Below are 20,756 nucleotides of genomic sequence, written 5' to 3' on the forward strand. Positions count from 1 at the left end.
TCTCAAACCTCCGTTTCGCAAATTTTCGGTCTTCTATTTTTTAACAAGTTTTATTTTTTTGTAATGCTGTTAAAGAGCGCTTTGCGGTATTCGGGTCGCACCCATAAGCCAAATCACTTCCTTTAAAAGAAACCTGCGAAGCAAGCATGAAAACAATTGAAAATAAAATAACGCTGAATAAATAGGCAACCGAGAGTTTTTGCTACTTTTTGCGGTCAAAAAGTAGGAGCTCAGCGGGGGCGACCTGAGAAAAGACGTAGATTGCGAATTAGAAGATGTTTAAGATTGACGCTTATCACGATCACGTTAAATTATATAATTGTGGATAAACGAATTTATTCCCCTAATCAAACCGTTTATTACACCCTTAAAAGCAGTTAAAGTGTTGAAATTCGTTGTAGCTCTCTTCAATTAAAATTGAGGATAAACAACTAACCAAACCTTTATGAAGCAATTTCTATACTTATGTATTGCTTTTATTTTTCATGCTTTTATCGCTAACGGGCAACAGCGCTTTGTTAATTTTGATGCAAGTATTCCCGCCAATTGGTCGGTTGCAGCAGGGACAATTTCCAGCAGCAATGAGCATTTGAAAGGTGGTTCAAACGCACTTAAATGGACTCCTCAAAGTGGTTCAGTAATCACCGCTTCTTCATTAGCAATTCCGTCTTCAGAAATTGGCAATTTTTCATCCAGCGCAGCTGAGTTTTTCATTTACAGCAACAGCATCAGTGCCGATACTTTAGTCTTCAAGTTTTACGATAGCGGCAATGTTTTGCGAAGGGAGGGTCGCATGTTGCTCAACTATCAGGGTTGGCGAAGCTACCATAGGAGCTACCGCTACGATTACAATAACGGTTCAGAGTCAAGTGCTTTTGCGCTTAATAAAATGGAAATCATTTACAAGCCTGGCACAGCTACCAATAATGTCATTTTTCTGGATGAATTTACTATCATCGGTAATAGCTCTGCTCGTACGCCAGGTCCACATTTAGCATTGGATGTGCAGCATTTCGCACTGAGTTCAGAATACTACAAGGCCTATTTTGCATGGATCAATCAACCCACTGCAGTTACTAGCGCAAGTGCTGCGGAACAATCAGCCATTGCTGCTTTAAAAAATGGCACCTACAAAAGAACGCTGGGTACTGCTTCTGCGCAAGAAATAGCCGATGCGAAAACCTTTGTTACGCAATGCGGAATTACTACCAATACAGATGGCTCTTTTAAAGGTAGGGGCATCGCCAGCATTTACGATTTAGATACCTTGCTACAAATTAGTACTCATGTGCAGTCGTTAGCTAGAGCTAATGGTTTAAATAATGATGCGGATGCCTTAGCCAAACTTCAGGTATTTTTGCCCTACCTTTTGGAGCAAGGGTTAGCGGAAGGTGGTGAAATTGTAGTGCCTTACAACGATTACACTTCGGTACGAAACTTTCCAATCGGCTTTTTGGAGGCCCTGCCTTACATCGCCAATACTAATGTTAAAAAAGCCATAGTGAAGATGCTGAAATGGTCGCATGAATTTAATACCATTTACAACGCCAATCCAACGCCCGGCATGGAAATGGATTTCCTACATGTGAAATCAAATTTTTTGGTAGAACTGGCTTTACTTGGCGATACCGACAATGAAATTGCAAGAGATTTGCGCTGCTTCAGCAGGTATTTAGAGCAGTTCACTTATACCGGGGCGGGTGCTCGTGATGGCATCAAGCCAGATGGTACGGGATTTCACCACAAATCTCAACACATTAGCTATCAGTATGCTTACGGCACTTGGATTAGTAGGACTTTTGAACTGAAGGGAACGCCTTTCAAGATCGGCAATATCGCCTACCAAAACATGAAAAAGGCGGTGAAGGCTTTGTTTTTAGAAACTTCTAAAGGTGCTTTTTATCCTAATTCAGCGTCAGGGCGTTCACCTTTTCCTAACAGTGTTCCAGTGAATACCACAGCACTCGATCGTTTGGTGCAAGTGGGCGGCGATTTGCAAGGAGCAGCTATCGAACCAGATTTAGCAGCTTTTTACAATTCTATTTTTCAAACCAATCGCTATGCGGTACCCAACGTAAATTTAGATGGCTATTACCAACTAAACTATGCGCAAACTGGAATTATGCGTAAAAATAACTGGGTAGCGGTAGCCCGTGGCTTTACCAGTAAAATGTTTGGTGCCGAGATTTACACCGGTGCCAACAGGTATGGTCGGTACCAAAGTTATGGCGCTTTGGAAATTATGTACGATGGTAGTTTAGCCAACACTGGATACATCAGTGCAGGTAATGGCTGGGATTGGAACATGATGCCGGGCACTACCACCGTGAGGCAAAGTTATGATAACTTGAAGCCATTACTTGCTGGAACCGCTTCTGAATTTCAAGCTAGTGATTTTGCGGGTGCCCTAGCTGACGGCAGCAAAGGCATTTTTGGGATGAGCTTTGTGCAAAGTGCAGGCAATAGGTACAACACAAGTGCCCTTAAGTTCAAAAAATCTGTTTTTACATTAGACAGTTTGATGGTTTGCTTAGGCAGCGATATTGGTTCAAGTAACGCCAGTGATGCTACCATTACCACACTTTTTCAAGCAGTAAATGCAACGAGTAACCCAAGCATCTATATCAATTCTACAACGGCAACTACGGGAAGCTACAATCAAGCTTTAAATGTAAGTGCAAGCAGTGCTTGGTTGGTAAATGCACAAACTACAGGCTACTACATTCCAGCGGGCAATGCCGATATCAATATTTTCAGAGGAACTCAAAGCACTCCAATTAACACTAGTGATAATACTGCGGCCACCGCTACCGCAAACGTCAGCAAAGTATGGTTGTCGCATGGTATGGCGCCAAATTCTGCTAAATATTCATTTGTAGTGGTTCCCGCAACTACACCGCAAAAAATGGCGGCGCTGACTACTAAAATAGAAAATGCAGCGCTATTTCAAATCGTAAGACAAAGTGATACAGTACATGCGGTTAAATATCTGCCAGTAAATACCACGCTATTTAGTGTTTTTATGGCAAAGCCAGATCTTAACATCGGCAAAGTGAAAGGAGTTTCTAGCAGTGCGTTGTTCAGTGTTAAAGAAGCTGGAGATACACTAACGATAAAAATTGCTTCTCCTGATTTAAATGCTGTTGATGATCCTATCAGTACTTGGGTTTCATCGGTTAAGCAGGTTACTTTATCCATCAACGGAAGTTGGAAAATGGAATCAAACGATAACCAAGCCAGTATCATTAATACCTCGAGCACTACAAATGCAACCTTTTCATTAAAAGATGGGCTGTCTCAAACTTTAGTACTGGTAAAAGATGTGTTAACTAGCGAAGAACTTCCCGGTGTTTGGACTAACCAAAGTAAACAGTGGCTCTATAACTTACAAACAGGAACAGGTTTAACAAGCTATGGCACACCGGCGATATTTCAGCAAGGTAGTCCAACGGTAGCAGCAACATATAGCTCATCTACTTCTTCGGCACAAAGTGCTGGCTTTTTGCCTTATCCGCCAGATGGCGTTTCAAAAGTGCTAATTGTGAATCATACCACATTAAATTCCAACGGTAACTTTACGCTTAACGGTGGATCGTTGAATATGTCGGCATCGGCTTTGTCAAGTGTCAATAAGTTTTCAGCCTACGAATTGGCAAACGCCACTACAGTAGCAAGTCTATTTTTTAGAATTAATTTTAGTGCTGCCGCCAACAATGGAAGTTTTATTTGTGCCATTGGAAATAAGGATGCTAGTACATCAAATTTGTTTTCCAATTCGAGCGGTGTTTTTAGGGCTACTCCAGAGCTGTTTACCGCCTTGCAATGGGAGTTTACTAGCAGTGGGATCAATTTTAATTTCAGAGAAAGCGCCAACACAAGCGGAGGCACCTACAAATTAATCAGCAATACCTTTTTTAACAAAGGCGCTAGCTACGATGTAGAGGTTTACTGTAATAATGGTAACATTGCGCAAACTTATACCAGAAGTGGTGTAACTTACAGTTTAACGGCTGGGCAGTTTCATATTTGGGCTAGGCCAGCTAATCAACTCGTAAAGTCTTCCTTATTGGCATACAATTCCAGTACTTCATTTTCATCTTCTGGAGAACTGGCCTCGGGAACAATCATTAACAGCTTCCTTTTCCAAGGAATCAACAGCACCTTGCCAAACAGTAATGCGGCAACAATTGGCCTTGCTAATATGGAAGTTAATTTCGCTTCGCTACAAGTTTTGCCAGTTCAATTGGTTTCTTTCAAAAGCAATGTAGAAACTAATGCGGTACAACTAAAATGGCAAACTCTAAAAGAAGTTAATACCAATCAATTTGAGTTGGAACGAAGTACAGATGGTAAAGATTATCGACTTTTAACGCAGATCAAAGCCGCAGGAATTTCGTCAAGTCTATTAAACTATCAATATAAAGACGCATCGTTGCCTGCCAATACCAATGTTTTATACTACAGGCTCCGATTAAAAGATAAGGACGGTGCAACTAGCTACGATAATACAATTCCCGTTCAATTTAGTGTTGGTAACGATGTCATCGAGGCCTATCCTAATCCGGTTTCTTCCAAACTAATGTTATCATATCCCGCTTCGGCGGATAGACGGATATCGTTGCGATTAGTGGATTTAAGTGGTAGAGTGATTCTTTCCCAAACTCAGTCGTTGTCTTTAGGTCAGCAGCAATTTACCTTGGATTTGTCGACAGTTAATAGTGGTGTGTACATCATAGAAATCAATCAATACAGAAAAAAAATAATCAAATTATAAACCCCTAAACATAAAATTATGAATAGAAAACTACTATTATTTGCAGCTAGCTTATTAATGAGTGCTGGTATAGCCAAAGCGCAATGGACAAATAATGCCGCATGGAATTATAGCTTCGGTACTGGTACAGGAACTTTTACCACATTGGGTACAAATTCTTCTTCAAATGCTACTACAGCCGGTTTTTTGCCAATTACGCCAAGTGGCAATGCCGGTGTTTACATCAATAGCGCCGCAACGTCAGGGTCGTTTACTTTAAATGGTGATGAAAGTTTAACAGAAAAGCTTGCTACCGCTAACGGAATGGTGAGATTTTCTGTAAACAGTGTGGCTGGAGCAACCGATGTGGTGATGAACTCCTTTAAAATTAAGTTCAGTGCACCAATTAGCACTGCTGATGCAGGTAATTACATTTATGCAATCGGCAATCATAAAGGTAATTTGTTCAACGTAACTAGTAACAATAGCGTTTACAGGGCAAGCAACGAATTGTTTACCGCGTTAAGATGGACGCCCACAGCTACAGCAAATTCAACCACTATTAAATTTGAATACCGAATTGGTAGTGATGCTTCTACAACAACTACCTACAGCGAAATAAACTCTACTTCATTTGTAAAAGGCAACGAATATGAAGTAACAGTTTACTGCAATAATTCAAGTATTTCGCAAACTTACACTGTAGCCTCAACTCCTTATACACTGCCAACAAATACTTTTCACATTTGGGTAGATGGGGTTAAACTTGGTGCTGATTTTCCTCGTTCAATTGAAACTAACGGCACTGGAGGTATAGGTTCGGGAACTTCTATTGCCGTTGCCAACGGATCAGCGTTAAATTCCTTTTTAGTGAGCGGCGCAGGAGCTGCTGGTGCAACCGGTAGTATCATGCTAAAGTCTCCAAAGTTTATTTATTCGGTTACAGTTAATCCAGTGTCGTTTATTTCTTTTTCTGGCAAAAAATCAGCTAACGGTATCTCGTTAAATTGGGCTACGGCTTCCGAGCAAAACAATGATTATTTCGAGCTTAGTCGTTCTGCCGATGGCAATAACTTTGTAACAGTAGGTAGGGTAAACAGTAAAGGCAACACTAGCGAAGTAAGCAATTACACACTAATGGATAGAACTCCCGCCAGCGGAATCAACTATTACCAATTAAAACAAGTGGATAAAGACGGAACTTCAAGTTTTTATAAAGAAATCATTCGTGTTGACTTTGCTATTTCCAATGATGAACTTGGTGCTTTTGCGGCCAAAGGCAAGTTAAATTTATCCGCATTTGCCACTACTGCAGATTTAGCCGAACTTAGCGTTTTTGATTTGAAAGGTACAAAAGTGTTAGCAAGTAAATTTCAATTGAAAGCTGGACAAAATCAATTTTCGGTAGACGCTGACCAACTACCTGCTGGGTTACTTATCGTAACAATAAAAGGGAACTATTTCAATAAAACAATTAAAATGATGAAATAGGCTTTCTCGTAGAGTTTTTGCCAAATAAAATTGAAAATTACCCCTAATTTAAACGATAATTACCCCTTGTTTGGGTAGCCAAAAGCCCAAATTTGAATGAGCTGACTGTCTGTAATCATTTGATATAAATTCAGTGTAGCCCAGATATTAAATTAAAACAAACTATGAGAAAAGTCTTCATTTTTCTTTTGACACTGTTAACGAGCTTTCAGGTGTTTGCGCAAAGTACCGTAACAGGTACGGTGAAAGATGCCGAAACTGGGGAAACCTTGGTGGGTGTAAGTGTAATGCTAAAAGGTAAATCCTTGGGAGCGGTAACGGATGTAAACGGAAAATTTACCATTAAGGTGGCCAATGCTAACGAAATATTAGTTTTCAAATATATCAGCTATGCCTCCTTAGAGGTTCCTTTAAACGGAAAAAACAATATCGAAGTTAAGCTACGTTCAGAAAATAAATCATTGAATGAAATTGTAGTAATCGGCTACGGCGAGGTGCAACGTAAAGATTTGACCGGCGCTGTAGGTTCTGTAAAAGTAGAAGACTTACAAAAAGCTCCAGTTGCTTCAGCAATTGAGGCACTTGGCGGTAGGGTTGCGGGGGTGCAGGTTTCATCAGAAAGTGGAAAACCTGGCGCTGGTGTAAATATTGTAGTAAGGGGTGCCAACTCGCTTACGCAAGATAACTCGCCGTTATACGTTATCGATGGCTTCCCGATGGAAGATGCTAATGCCAGCATTTTAAATCCTTCGGAGATCGAATCAATAGAAGTATTAAAAGATGCGTCGGCAACTGCCATTTATGGCGCAAGAGGAGCAAATGGTGTAATTATGATTACGACCAAACGCGGCAAAGAAGGTGCACCAACTATTACTTACAACGCTTATGCTGGAGCGCAGCAAATCATCAATAAAATTCCGTTGATGGGGCCTTATGAGTACGTTAAATTACAGGCCGAAAGAGATCCGACAGATATTGTGAAAACTTACTTAAAAGACGGTAGGATATTGGAATATTATCGAAATATTGAAAGTGTTGATTGGCAAGATGAATTGTTTCAAACAGCGCCAATGCAAAACCACGCTATTTCTGTTATGGGAGGCACAAAGGCTACCAAGTATTCCGTGTCGGGCAACTTATTTGGTCAGGATGGAATTTTAATCAACTCTGGTTTTAGTCGCAAGCAGGGGAAATTTACCCTCGATCAAACCTTTAGCGATAAGTTTAAAGTGGGTACTTCATTAATTTACACCGGAGCAAAAACTTATGGTGCAAATCCAGCTGCACCAGATCAGGCTTTTTCTGCAATGAACTATTTGATGTATAGCGTTTGGGGATACAGGCCGGTGTCGTTTAGCGGGGCAGAATTGGAAGACTCTTTGGTCGATCCAGATTTAAGTGCTGATAACGCCAGGAACGATTACCGAATTAATCCTATTTTATCTGCGAAAAATGAGCTGCGTCAAACCTTCGAAAATAGGTTGGTTGCTAATGGATTTGCAGAGTATGCCTTCAATAAAAGTTTGAAATTAAGGGTGTCTGGCGGCATTAACAACGCCAATTACAAACAGGAAACTTTTAACAACTCGTTAACTCGCTATGGTTATTCGGGTAGTACCGATAAAGTTAATGGATCTATTTTATACACTAACAGTAATACCTGGCAAAATGAAAACTTGCTTACTTATACTAAAAAAATCGGTCAGCATAACTTAAACGCCGTAGGCGGATTAATTTTCCAGGAAAACAATTACGAGAGGTTTGGTTTGCGTGCCACGCAATTGCCCAATGAAGTTTTAGGTTTAGCTGGCTTAAGCCAAGGTGTCCCTCAGCCGGTAACTGCCATTAAAAGTGAGTGGTCTTTGATGTCTTATTTGGGTCGTATCAACTACAACTACAAGTACAAATATTACATCACGGCATCGTTTCGTGCTGATGGTTCTTCTAAGTTTAGAGACGCTAATAAATGGGGGTATTTCCCTTCTACCGCTTTGTCTTGGCGCATCATCAACGAAAATTTCATGAAGAAATACAAGTTCATTTCCGATGCTAAACTACGAGCTGGTTATGGTGTAACGGGTAACAATCGCGTAACGGATTATGCTACTTATGCTCAAATGAATTTCGATAATACCAGCGGCACCTATAACGGCTATTACTCTTTCAATAACAGTTTGGCACAAGGTGTTTTCTTAAGTTCGTTAGCTAACGAGGATTTGAAATGGGAAACTACTGCTCAAAGTAATATTGGTTTAGACTTGGGCTTTTTCAAACAGCGCATTACTATTACTGCAGATTATTATAAAAAGAAAACCACCAATTTATTGCTAAATGCACAGCTGCCTTATTCGTCAGGTTACGCTTCGGCGTTTAAAAACATCGGAAAAACGTCTAATGAAGGTTTGGAGTTAAGCTTTACTACCGAAAATATTAAAACTGATAAATTCGGTTGGACAAGTTCATTCAACATTGCTTTTAACCGCAGTAAAGTGTTGGAGCTTACTCAAAATCAGGAAAGCTTGATAAGCACCATAGGTTGGGATCAAAACTATCGTGATTTACCAGCTTACATCGCTAAAGTTGGCCAGCCGTTAGGACAAATTTATGGTTTCATTTGGGAAGGCGTTTATCAGTATCAAGACTTTGATTTATTGCCAAGCGGCGCTTATCAGCTAAAAAGTTCGGTGGCAACACATGGCGGTTTAATTCAACCAGGGGATATCAAATACAAAGACCTCAATGGCGATGGTTTAATAAATGATCTAGATCGTACCGTAATTGGTAGAGGTTATCCAATTCATCAAGGTGGTTTCAGCAATAATTTCCGCTACAAAAACTTCGATTTGAATATCTTTTTCCAATGGAGTTATGGTAACGATGTATTGAATGCCAACAGATTATTGTTTGAAGCAGGTAACAAACCTTATTTGAACCAATATGCCACTTTCGAAAATCGATGGACGCCAAGCAATACCAACACCACCATGTTCAGGGTTAACGGGCAAGGGCCAAATGCTTATTCGAGTAGGATAGTGGAAGATGCTTCTTATTTGAGATTGAAAACAGTAGATTTAGGTTACAAACTTCCGGAGGCTTTGGTGAAACGCATCAAAATGAAATCTGCCAGAATTTATGTATCTGCCCAAAATTTATTTACCATTACCAATTATACGGGTTATGACCCAGAGGTGGCAGTTTATTATTCGTCGCTAACTCCAGGGTTCGATTATTCATCTTACCCTCGTCCAAAAACATTTGTGTTTGGCTTAAATGTATCACTATAAGTAGGCAATCATGAGAAATTATATGAAAAATAATAAATCGACATATCAATTATTGCTGCTAGTTGGCGTATTGGCATTAGGCTTTGCCAGTTGTAAAAAGTTCTTAGATAAAAAACCAACCTTTATCGTAAAAGAAAATTATTACAACAACGAAACCGATGTAAACATAGGCTTGGCAGGTGTTTATGATTTGTTAGGTAGGGAAGAAGTTTACGGTGGAAACTATCAGTTAATGCTTACCGTAGCTGACGATGGCTTTTATTCAAGAAGTTCTTACACGGCTGGTCCCGCTGTTTACAATTTTGATGCTGCCGATGCCAGCGTAGCCAGTGTTTGGAAGTATTTATACGAAGGTATTGAACGTGCCAATGTTTTCTTGAGCCGCATTGATGGCGTAAACATGTCGCAAGCTTCAAAAGATGCGGCCAAAGGAGAAGTTAAATTTTTAAGAGCCTACTACTATTTTATGTTGGTGAGCAACTGGGGAGATGTACCTCTAAAAACTACACCAACGGCTTCAGTTAACGATGTAAATATTAAAAGAACACCACAGCGTGAGGTTTACGATTTCATTACTAAAGAAATGGAAGCTGCTGAGGGCATGGTTAAAACCGCCACGGAGATAGGCTACGGAGGTAAAGTTTCAAAATCTACCGTTAGGGGAATATTAGCCAGAGTATATCTGAAAATGGCTGGCGCACCGCTAAAAGATCAAACTAAATACGCCGAAGCATTAAAATGGGCTCGTAAAATTGTTTATCCAGATGCTGGTCCGAAAGAACACCGACTGCTGCCAAGTTATCAGCAAATTTTCACCAATTACGCAGGTGATAAATATGATATCGGCGAATCTATTTGGGAGGTGGAATTGTACGGAAACCGCGGCGGCGATTTTGAAGCCGGACGTATTGGCAACACTTTAGGACTACAATGTAACGACGAAGCTCATGGTTATAGCTATGGTTTTATCAACGCTACCAAAAAATTATATGATAGCTACGAAGCGCAAGATGTGAGACGGAATTGGGCAATTGCTCCCTATGCTTACGTTTACGCCACGGTGAACAACACTGTTACTGTTACAGATTCTACAGCTTGGACATCCAGCCAAATTTATAACCGTAACTGCGGGAAATTCCGTAGAGCTTATGAAAAGCTAAAGCCTAAAAACAAAAACTATACGCCTCAAAATTTTCCATTGTTGCGCTATGCGGATGTGCTGTTGATGCTTGCAGAAGCCGAAAACGAAGTAAACGGCCCAACGGCAATTGCTAAACAAGCTTTACAGGAAGTAAGATCAAGAGCTAACGCCACAGATATCAGTGCTACGTTAAACAGTGCTGACGATATGCGTACAGCAATCCGCAAAGAACGATTTTTGGAGCTGTCGTTTGAAGGTCTGCGAAGATTTGACTTGATCCGATGGGATATTTTCGTTTCTGAAATGAACCAATTAGCCACAGGCATTCAAGCTGATGCCGGTACCGCATGGAGCTTCGGCGCCTTGGCCGGCAGAAACGTAACTAGCAGAAATAATGTGCTGCCAATTCCTGTATTGGAGCTATCACTTAATAAAGAAATGTCTCAAAATATTGGATGGTAATATGAAAAAAATAAACAAAATAGCCCTCTTGCCATTATTGGTTTTAGCTTTGTCAGCTTGTAATAAAAAAGAGGTATTACAACTAGATTTTGATGTAAGGCCTGAAAAAACATCCTATAAAGTTGGCGAAACCGTAAATTTTCTGATCAGTGGCAATCCAGATCAAGTATTATTTTATTCGGGAGAGGAAGGACATAAGTACATTTATAAAGATAGGACGCAAGCGCAAAGCGATAACATCACCTTGGAGTTCTCCACCAACAGACGTTACGGATTAGATGCACAGCAACCAAACTCGCTCCGCTTATTGGCTTCGCAAACTTTTAACGGTAAGTACGATGCAGCAAATATTAATCCTGCAGATTGGGTGGATATCACTGGCGCATTTACACTATCAGGCATCCAATCTACAGATGCTGCCTATGTTTCGTCAGGTGTGGTAAACTTAACCGCGTTGAGTAGCCAAGGTTTCACTTTGGATAAAAGCAAGCCGGTATACTTCGCTTTTAAATATACCGGTGTTGCAGGCTCAACGCAACCACGTTGGTGGGTTAATAAATTTGATGTTAAAACCACCACCACTGATGGGCAGGTGTTGCCAGTAGCTTCTATTTCTTCTGCCGCTTGGACACCCGTAAAAGTATTAACTACGTCCCCAGTAAATTGGACTTTCGGAACAGATCTAATTCTAAAGTTTCAAGGTGGTGGTGCAACCATAGGTAGTAACCAAGTATGGGCTATTTCGGGAGGCCTATCGCTCACCAAAGTAAAACCAGATGCTGGTGTAGCTTTAAAAAACATGAGCACTCGCTTGGATAATTACACCTATCGATATACCGCTGCGGGTACTTATACGGTTACTTTCATTGCGGCTAACGTTAATGTTTATGGCGAAAGTAAATCTATGAAAGAAGTACAGGTGGTAGTAACGCCTTAATTAAAGTTAAGCCACTAAATACGCAACGCGAATTTTATTGACACATCAAAAATTCAACAGTTGAAATTGTTGAGAAAGGATGCTTTTACTTAAAAAATAATGATGATAGAGATGAATACAACGGTTAGTAAAGTTAAATTTTTATTGCTAACCATTTGCTTTTTAACTATTTATAGTGCTGGTGCGCAGATGGTTAAAAAAGATTTTGAGCTTGCAGCTAAGCAGTACCAAATGATGCTTGCAAAGCAAAATGATTTAAAAAGCTTTCCTCGCACCACCAATAAAGATGGAAGTGTAAAAGGTGTAGATGTGTGGGACTGGACTGGCGGTTTTTTCCCTGGTGTGCTTTGGTACATTTACGAATATAACCAACAGCCCAAATGGGAAGCGCTGGCTAACAAATGGACAGTAGCATTAGAGGAAGGCAAAAACCTCAATCAACACCACGATATTGGTTTTGTAATGTACTGCTCTTATGGAAATGCAGCTCGCTTAGAAAAAGATCCTAAAAAGGTAGCGGCTTATAACGATATCTTAATCCATTCGGCAAAAACTGCTCTAACCCGCTTTGATCCAAAGGTTGGCTTAATCAAATCGTGGAATGCTAAGGCTTCTTGGGACGGTAAAACCACATGGCAATATCCAGTAATCATTGATAACATGATGAATTTGGAGATGCTGTGCTACGTTTCCAAAATCACTGGCGATTCTACCTATAAGAAAGTGGCCATCAGCCATGCTTTAAATACCATGAAGAACCATTTTAGGCCAGATTTTAGTACCTATCACGTGGTAGATTACGATCCACAAACTGGCAAAGTACTTCATCAACAAACTAACCAAGGCTATGCGGATAACTCTACTTGGAGCCGTGGACAAGGTTGGGCAATTTACGGTTTCACCATGATGTACCGTGAAACTGGCGACAAACGTTTTCTGAACGCAGCACAAAAGGCAGCTGATTTTTTCATTAATCATCCTAACTTGCCCAAAGACAAAATTCCCTACTGGGATTTCAATGTTGGACAAAAAGGTTATCAACCAGATTGGAACCAAGCCAACCGACCAAAATTATCGGAAATTCCTAGGGATGCTTCGGCAGGTGCCTTGGTAGCTTCTGCATTGTTAGAGTTGAGTACATTTAGCAGTGAAAAGGGAGCGCAGTATTTCTCCACTGCCGAAACCATGCTGCAGTCGCTATCTAGCGATAAATATTTAGCTAAACCCGGAACAAACGCAGGTTTTATCCTTAAACATTCTGTGGGTAGTTATCCTCATCAATCAGAAATTGATGTACCACTAATTTACGCCGACTATTATTTTTTAGAAGCTTTACTCCGTTACAAAAAACTTAAAAATAGAGGTTAATGGTCTTTTAACTTGCTGCGAAAGCAACAATTTATTAGGTTTATGTAATCCAACTTCACTCAATTATTTAGCATGTTTCCACAAAAAAGACACTTACTCCTTACCTTATCCTTAATTTTAATTGCTAGTCTCGGCTATGCACAAAAGCCAGCCAAAATTTATCAAAAAGGTTGGATCGATTTGAATAAAAATGGGCGTAAGGATGTATATGAAGATCCAACACGTAGCACCAACGAACGAATAGCCGATTTGATTTCGCAGATGAATTTGAATGAAAAAACTGCGCAAATGGCTACGCTGTATGGATGGAAAAGGATTTTAAAGGATTCATTACCTACGCCGTCTTGGAAAAATGAAGTTTGGAAAGATGGTATTGCCAATATTGATGAACATTTAAATGGTTTCATCCAGTGGAATACTGTAGAAAAAAACTTGGATCTAGTAACTGATGTCAAACGCCATGTTTGGGCCATGAACGAAACCCAGCGCTTCTTTATTGAGCAAACTCGTTTAGGCATCCCAGTTGATTTTACTAACGAAGGTATTCGCGGGATAGAAGCCTATCAGGCTACGGGTTTTCCAACACAGCTGAATATGGGCATGACTTGGAATAAGCTTCTGGTACGTGAAATGGGACGAATTACTGGCAAAGAAGCCAGGGCCTTGGGTTATACCAATGTCTATGCTCCAATTTTAGATGTTGCTAGAGATCAGCGTTGGGGCCGTTTAGAGGAAGTTTATGGTGAAGATCCTTATTTAACTGCTCGTTTGGGTGTCGAAATGGCTAAAGGTATTCAGGAGATGGGCGCTGCTTCAACTCCTAAACATTTTGCAGTTTACAGTGCTAATAAAGGCGCTAGGGAAGGTTTGGCTCGTACCGATCCGCAAGTTTCGCCTCGCGAAGTGGAGGATGTGCTACTTTATCCTTTCAAAAAGGTAATCAAGGAAGCCAATATCATGGGCGTAATGAGTTCATATAACGACTATAACGGCGTACCTGTTTCTGGAAGTAGTTATTGGTTAATTGAGCGCTTGCGCAAAGAAATGGGGTTCACGGGTTACGTGGTGAGTGATAGCGATGCGTTAGAATACCTTTACAACAAGCATCACGTTGCTGCTAACTTAAAGGAGGCGGTTTATCAAGCTTTTATGGCGGGCATGAATGTGCGTACCACTTTCCGCCGACCAGATAGCATCATCTATTATTTAAGAGAATTAGTGAACGAAAAACGCATTCCGATAGATACCATCAACAGTCGCGTACGTGATGTGCTGAGTGTTAAATTTCGTTTAGGATTATTTGATAGCCCTTACGTAAAAGATGCAGAAGCAAGTAAAAAATTGGTGAATAATGCAGAGAGTCAAGCGGTGGCTTTAAGAGCTTCGCATGAAAGTTTAGTGTTGCTTAAAAATACTAATAATGCACTTCCTCTAGCTAAAAATGGGCTTAAAGTAGCTGTAGTTGGGCCAAATGCAACTGATGCAGATTATGCTCATACGCACTACGGTCCGCTAATGTCAGAAAGTGTGAACATGCTAGAAGGCATTAAACAGAAACTCGGAAGCCAAAATGTGAGCTATGCCCAAGGTTGCGAGTTAATAGATAAAACTTGGCCGCAAAGTGAGATTTTTCCGATAGAGCCAACCGCAGAAGAGCAAGCGATGATTGATAAAGCGGTAGAAGAGGCAAAAAAAGCAGATGTAACGATTCTGTTTTTAGGTGGAAATACCAAAATTGCTGGAGAAAATAAAAGTCGTACGTCGCTAGATTTGCCGGGCCATCAATTGGCATTAGCAAAGGCTATTCATCAAACAGGCAAACCTTATGTGGTGGTGTTAATTGGCTCGCAACCTATGGCTATCAATTACATCGACAAATATGCACCAGCGATTCTGTATGCAGGTTATCCTGGTGTTAAAGGTGGTTTGGCAGTAGCCGATGTTTTATTTGGAGATTATAATCCGGGCGGAAAATTGACACTCACATTTCCGAAATCGGTAGGGCAGTTGCCACTCAATTTTCCAACTAAACCTAATGCACAAACTGACGAAGGCGAAACAGCAAGAATTAAGGGTTTGTTGTATCCATTTGGGCATGGTTTAAGTTACACTAATTTCAGTTACAGCAACATCAAAGTAAATAACAAATTGGCTGATCAGGGAGTGGTAGAAGTTACTGTCGATGTGAAAAATACAGGAGCAAAAGAAGGCGACGAAGTGGTGCAATTATACCTTCGTGATGTATTGAGCTCCGTAACTACTTACGAAAAATTACTGAAAGGATTTGAGCGTATCAAACTAAAACCGGGAGAGAGCAAAACGGTAAACTTTACTTTAGTTCCTGACGATTTAATGCTTTGGAATAGAGAAATGAAGCAAGTGGTAGAACCGGGAGATTTCAAGATAATGATAGGTTCCTCTTCAGAAGATATTAGACAAACGGCAACATTTACTGTGAAGTAATTACTCGATGAACATGATTAAAAACAGCTTGATTTTATTAGTTGCTTTGTTTTTTGCTTGCCAAGCAAATGCACAGGAGGTTTTACCGTTAATTCCTAAACCATTAAAAGCTACAAGGCAAACTGGATCATTTATGTTGAGCCAGCAAACCCAAGTTGTTGCCAATAACGAGGTGAAGCAGCTGGCACAATACCTGCAGGGGGAGTTGTTGCGTTATCAAGGTTTGAGTATCAGAACTGCCGATAAAGCCGCGGAAAACTACATCAGCTTGTCGCTGGTAAACAACCGCGGTAAAAAAAATGCAGCTTGGTATCAATTAGTTATTTCTTCAAATAAAATAGAAATTAAGGCCACTCAGCCAGAAGGTTTATTTGCTGGCATATCTTCATTGCTACAATTGGTAAGGCAGCAGTCAGTCAATAAAAAAGTGGTTGAGCTTGCTTCTTGGGAGATTGAAGATGAACCAATTTATGCTTGGCGGGGATTAATGTTGGACGAGTCGAGGCATTTCTTCGGGAAAGAAAAGGTAAAACAGCTGTTGGATTGGATGGCTTTCTATAAGCTCAACAAATTTCATTGGCATTTAACTGATCAACCCGGATGGCGCATAGAAATTAAAGCCTTCCCCAAATTAACTTTAGTTGGTGGTATTGGTAGCCATAGCGACTCTTTAGCTAAAGCGCAATATTACACGCAGGAGGACATCAAAGAAATTGTGGCCTATGCTGCGCAGCGATATATTGATGTAATTCCAGAAATTGATATGCCTGGCCATGCTACGGCGGCCAATAAAGCTTATCCAGAATTTAGTGGTGGGGGTTCGCCCAAATATCCAGAGTTTACTTTTAACCCGGGTAAGGAAAGCACCTATCAATACCTTACGCAAATTTTAAGAGAGGTAGATGTGCTCTTTCCATCACAAATGATCCACATTGGTGCCGATGAAGTTCATTTTGGTAACCAGCATTGGAACAAGGATGAAGCTGTACAAAGCTTGATGAAATCGAAAAATTTGAAGGATTTGCCCGCTGTTGAAGCTTATTTTGTTAAGCGAATGGCTGACAGCATCAAAAATTTGAACAACGAGATTTTAGCTTGGGATGAAATTGTTGGAGGCACTTTATCGCCAGAAAAAACTACGGTGTTTTGGTGGCGTCATGATAAACCAGAAATTTTAAAAGATGCCTTGCAGAAAGGTTATCAAGTGGTTTTATGTCCTAGGTTGCCTTTATATTTTGATTTTGTGCAAGAGGATTCACATGTTGTTGGTCGTAAATGGGCCGGTAACTTTGTGCCTTGGCAAAGCGTGTATCAATTTCCAACGAAAGAAATTACGGCACTGCCAAATGCTAACACATTAATTAGAGGTATACAGGCCAATGTTTGGACTGAAGTAATTGTAGATGCTCAACAGCTTGATTACAAAATTTTTCCTCGTATTGCTGCCTTAGCGGAAGCAGCATGGACGCCTAGTCAGCTAAAAGATCAAACGGCATTTGAAAGCAGGTTAAAAAGCCATTTTAAGTTGTTTACCGCCGAAGGTTTGTATTTCTTCAATCCATTTAACCAGCAAGCTTCGCCAGAGTTGCTTACTCCAGCACAACGTAAAGGCTTACTACCTGATAATGAAGCTCAAACTGCTGCTGAAAAAGGTACTATTAAATAAAAAAACGAAGTGGGAAACACTTCGTTTTTTACTGTGCATCGTAAATTACTATCTTTTCAAAATGTATCCTAAACTCTTCCAAAAATGCTTTGTGGATAGGATGTACCTGATAAACATCGTGAGCTGCTAAATCTTCAAAAAATAATAACAAGCTAAATGTGTAAGTGGTGTCTACTACCGCTCGCTCAATAGGCGCAGGTGTACCAACGTGGAAATTTTTTACTACTTCAATCTGCTCTAAACTTTTCAGTCCGCCTAAAAAAGCTTCTTTCTGTGCATCGGTGGTATCGGCTTTAAGCCAAAATAATACGTGATGTGCTATCATAAAATCTATTTTTCACGAAAATAGTAAAAATCGCAAAAGTACTGGTAGTAACTTAACTCGTCTGTAACTCTCTTGAAAACGGAAGTATTAAAATATTGTTTATCTGATACTGAAGGTATCAACCTATTTTCTGAAATCGACTACCGTCGCAAAAAAACAATTTGCATTTTCAAAATCATTTCCTTTACTTTGTACTGTAATAAATAAAATTACAGAATGAACAACGGACGATTTGCCATTTCCTTACATATTTTGGTATTGCTTGATAAAGCGAAAGGGGCATTGCTATCGTCTGATTACATGGCTGGAAGTCTCAACATCAATCCAGTATTGGTGCGTAAAGAGCTAATCAACCTTCGAGAAAATGGGTTTGTAATTACCAAAGAAGGCAAAAACGGCGGAACCACCTTGGCTAAATCTCCAAAAGATATTATGCTTGGTACGCTTTATCAGTGTGTGAGAAGCAATTATTTGTTGGGCAGTCATAAAAATGAACCTAACCCATTATGTGAGGTAGGCAGGGAGATCAATCAACATTTGAATTCGCTTTATGACGATACCGAGCGCCAACTGATTGAGCAGCTTAACCAGCAAAACTTAGCAAGTTTTAGCGCTAAGTTTTCGAATTAAATTTTTTTAAACAAAACTGTAATAAAAATAGTTACAATTAAAATTAATAATAGATATGAAAGTAGCAGTAATTGGAGCCACAGGCTTCGTAGGTAAAAATTTGGTAAATGAATTAGCAAATCGCGGACATGAAGTGTTAGCAATTGCAAGAAACGCAGATAAGGTAGCGGAACAATCGCAAGTGAATGCCGTAAGTGTTGATGTGAATGATCAAAAAGCGCTAGCTAAAGTTTTGGCAGGTACTGATGTAGTCGTAAGTGCTTTTAATCCCGGTTGGACTAATCCCAATATTTATGCTGATTTTATTAAAGGTGCAGAAGCCATCCAAGCAGGGGTAAAGGCTGCTGGTGTACCACGTTTGGTTGTAATTGGTGGTGCTGGAAGTTTGTACATTGATGGCAATCAATTGGTGGATGGACCAGATTTTCCAGCAGATATTAAACCTGGAGCAACGGCTGCGAGAGATTACTTAAATACCTTAAAACAAGAGGAAGAATTAAACTGGACTTTCTTTAGTCCGGCAATTGAAATGCATCCGGGTATTACCATTGGCCGCACTGGTAAATATCGTCTAGGTCTGGAAAATCCAGTATTTGATGAAAATGGCAAATGTGTATTGTCTGTAGAAGATTTAGCTATAGTAATTGCTGATGAAGTGGAAAGCAACAAACATCCACGTCAACGCTTTACCGCCGCTTACTAAAACTATTTTTAAACCCTCTCTGTCCGTTGGACATCTCTCCCTGCTAAGGAGAGAGCAGCAAAGGATAATATATTGTGCTTGTCTTTCTCGTATGCAATAAGGAACTGTTTGGCAGTCACTGCTTATTGCGTTACGATAGAGCTTTAACGCAAATTCTATTCTCTCCCTGATAGAGAGAGCAGGGTACGAATGTTTGTACTTCCTTTCCCAAGCGCTATTCTCTCCCTTTGGGAGAGATGCCGTAGGCAGAGAGGGTTAATTTTTACTTGTCTTCTGAAATATATATTGAATGTAGTTTTTTTACCCTCTCTGTCCGTTGGACATCTCTCCCTGATAGGGAGAGAGCAGCGGGGGTGAAATATTTGTGGTTGCCTTTCTCGTGTAAAATAAGAAACTGTTTGGCAGTCACTGCTTATTGCGTTACGATAGAGCTTTAACGCAAATTCTATTCTCTCCCTGATAGAGAGAGAGAGCAACGTACGAGTGTTTGTACTTCCTTTCCCAAGCACTATTCTCTCCCTTTGGGAGAGATGCCGTAGGCAGAGAGGGTTAATTTTTACTAGTTTATAAAACAGACATTGAATGTAGTTTTTTACCCTCTCTGTCCTTTGGACATCTCTCCCTGCTAGGGAGAGAGTAGCTTGGGTGAAATATTTGTGCTTGCCTTTCTCGCATGCTGGAAGATTTAGAGCGTTTATCATTCATTTGCCTATCGCATTTCGATAGTTCTTTAAAGCAAGCGCTATTCTCTCCCTTGGGAGAGATGCCGTAGGCAGAGAGGGTTAATTTTTACTAGTTTATAAAACAGACATTGAATGTAGTTTTTTACCCTCTCTGTCCTTTGGACATCTCTCCCTGCTAGGGAGAGAGTAGCTTAGGTGAAATATTTGTGCTTGCCTTTCTCGCATGCTGGAAGATTTAGAGCGTTTATCATTCATTTACTTACTGCTTTACGATAGCACTTTAACGCAAATGCTATTCTCTCCCCTTGGGAGAGACGCCCGAAGGGCAGAGAGGGTTATCATCAATTGTCAATTCTATAACAATTTTTTAAAATTATGTAAAAACATATCTCACTTTTTATTCATATTTGCTGAGTAATGAAAAGGATATTTTTAACACTTCTAGCATTTTTCTACTTGGCGGTTGCCAGTGGTGCGGGTGTTAATTTTCATTATTGCATGGGCGAATTGGTAGATTGGAGCCTTGTTCAATCTGACCAGCATGCTTGCAGTTTCTGCGGTATGGAAAAAAAGAAATCTACCGAAAAATCTTGCTGTAAAGATGTGCAGCACCAAGCAAAGGTGGACCAAGCGCAAAAAGCAAATGCCCAAATTTTCAAGTTCGAACAAGGCGTTTTCATAGTTCCGCAATTTAAACCTGTGGAATTTTATCTATTACCCATAGTTGCTACCATTGCAAAGGAAAGCAGGAGCAATGCACCGCCTTTAGGGCAAAATCTGCCTATTTTCATTAAAAACTGTACCTACAGAATATAATACCTTTTCTTTTCCTTTTTGGCATTAATAGCCC

Annotated in this window: 12 protein-coding genes; 11 read left to right on the plus strand and 1 reads right to left on the minus strand. The window is 40.2% G+C overall.

Annotation, left to right across the window (positions count from 1 at the left end; genetic code table 11):
* Positions 1-445: 445 nt before the first annotated feature.
* The 8 genes from ACY2A0_RS14465 (at position 446) to ACY2A0_RS14500 (ending at position 17,565) form a co-directional block, all read left to right on the plus strand.
* Positions 446-4,774, plus strand: a complete 4,329-nt coding sequence (locus ACY2A0_RS14465) for a polysaccharide lyase family 8 super-sandwich domain-containing protein (protein WP_461790179.1) — start codon at positions 446-448, stop codon at positions 4,772-4,774.
* A gap of 18 nt (positions 4,775-4,792) precedes the next feature.
* Entirely contained in the window at positions 4,793-6,244 is a 1,452-nt protein-coding gene (locus ACY2A0_RS14470) for a hypothetical protein (RefSeq protein ID WP_461790180.1), read from the plus strand.
* Between the two features lie 164 nt (positions 6,245-6,408).
* A complete protein-coding gene (locus ACY2A0_RS14475; protein WP_461790181.1) occupies positions 6,409-9,528 on the plus strand; it encodes a SusC/RagA family TonB-linked outer membrane protein in 3,120 nt (1,039 codons plus the stop codon).
* A 22-nt stretch (positions 9,529-9,550) separates the two neighbouring features.
* On the plus strand, positions 9,551-11,131 hold the full coding sequence (locus tag ACY2A0_RS14480; RefSeq protein WP_461791586.1) for a RagB/SusD family nutrient uptake outer membrane protein: 1,581 nt from the start codon (positions 9,551-9,553) through the stop codon (positions 11,129-11,131).
* Position 11,132: 1 nt separating this feature from the next.
* A complete protein-coding gene (locus tag ACY2A0_RS14485; protein WP_461790183.1) occupies positions 11,133-12,068 on the plus strand; it encodes a DUF5017 domain-containing protein in 936 nt (311 codons plus the stop codon).
* A 99-nt stretch (positions 12,069-12,167) separates the two neighbouring features.
* Positions 12,168-13,436 (plus strand): glycoside hydrolase family 88 protein, encoded by a 1,269-nt coding sequence (locus ACY2A0_RS14490; protein WP_461790184.1) that lies wholly within the window; start codon positions 12,168-12,170, stop codon positions 13,434-13,436.
* A gap of 72 nt (positions 13,437-13,508) precedes the next feature.
* Positions 13,509-15,899 (plus strand): glycoside hydrolase family 3 N-terminal domain-containing protein, encoded by a 2,391-nt coding sequence (locus tag ACY2A0_RS14495; RefSeq protein ID WP_461790185.1) that lies wholly within the window; start codon positions 13,509-13,511, stop codon positions 15,897-15,899.
* Positions 15,900-15,906: 7 nt separating this feature from the next.
* A complete protein-coding gene (locus ACY2A0_RS14500) occupies positions 15,907-17,565 on the plus strand; it encodes a beta-N-acetylhexosaminidase (RefSeq protein WP_461790186.1) in 1,659 nt (552 codons plus the stop codon).
* 28 nt (positions 17,566-17,593) lie between these two features.
* Here ACY2A0_RS14500 and ACY2A0_RS14505 read toward each other — a convergent pair whose 3' ends face one another.
* Complete coding sequence (locus ACY2A0_RS14505) at positions 17,594-17,890, minus strand: Dabb family protein (RefSeq protein WP_461790187.1); 297 nt, start codon at positions 17,888-17,890, stop codon at positions 17,594-17,596.
* Between the two features lie 216 nt (positions 17,891-18,106).
* Here ACY2A0_RS14505 and ACY2A0_RS14510 point away from each other — a divergent pair, with 216 nt between their 5' ends.
* The 3 genes from ACY2A0_RS14510 (at position 18,107) to ACY2A0_RS14520 (ending at position 20,722) form a co-directional block, all read left to right on the plus strand.
* Positions 18,107-18,520, plus strand: a complete 414-nt coding sequence (locus tag ACY2A0_RS14510) for an Rrf2 family transcriptional regulator (protein ID WP_461790188.1) — start codon at positions 18,107-18,109, stop codon at positions 18,518-18,520.
* A gap of 55 nt (positions 18,521-18,575) precedes the next feature.
* Positions 18,576-19,223: an NAD(P)-dependent oxidoreductase gene (locus ACY2A0_RS14515; protein ID WP_461790189.1), complete on the plus strand. Its 648-nt coding sequence runs from the start codon at positions 18,576-18,578 to the stop codon at positions 19,221-19,223.
* A gap of 1,100 nt (positions 19,224-20,323) precedes the next feature.
* The gene (locus ACY2A0_RS14520; RefSeq protein WP_461790190.1) at positions 20,324-20,722 is read left to right on the plus strand and encodes an HYC_CC_PP family protein; all 399 of its coding nucleotides are present in this window, start codon (positions 20,324-20,326) and stop codon (positions 20,720-20,722) included.
* Positions 20,723-20,756: the final 34 nt, after the last annotated feature.

The sequence above is a fragment of the Pedobacter sp. genome, from assembly GCF_965249885.1.
Classification (GTDB): Bacteria; Bacteroidota; Bacteroidia; order Sphingobacteriales; family Sphingobacteriaceae; genus Pedobacter.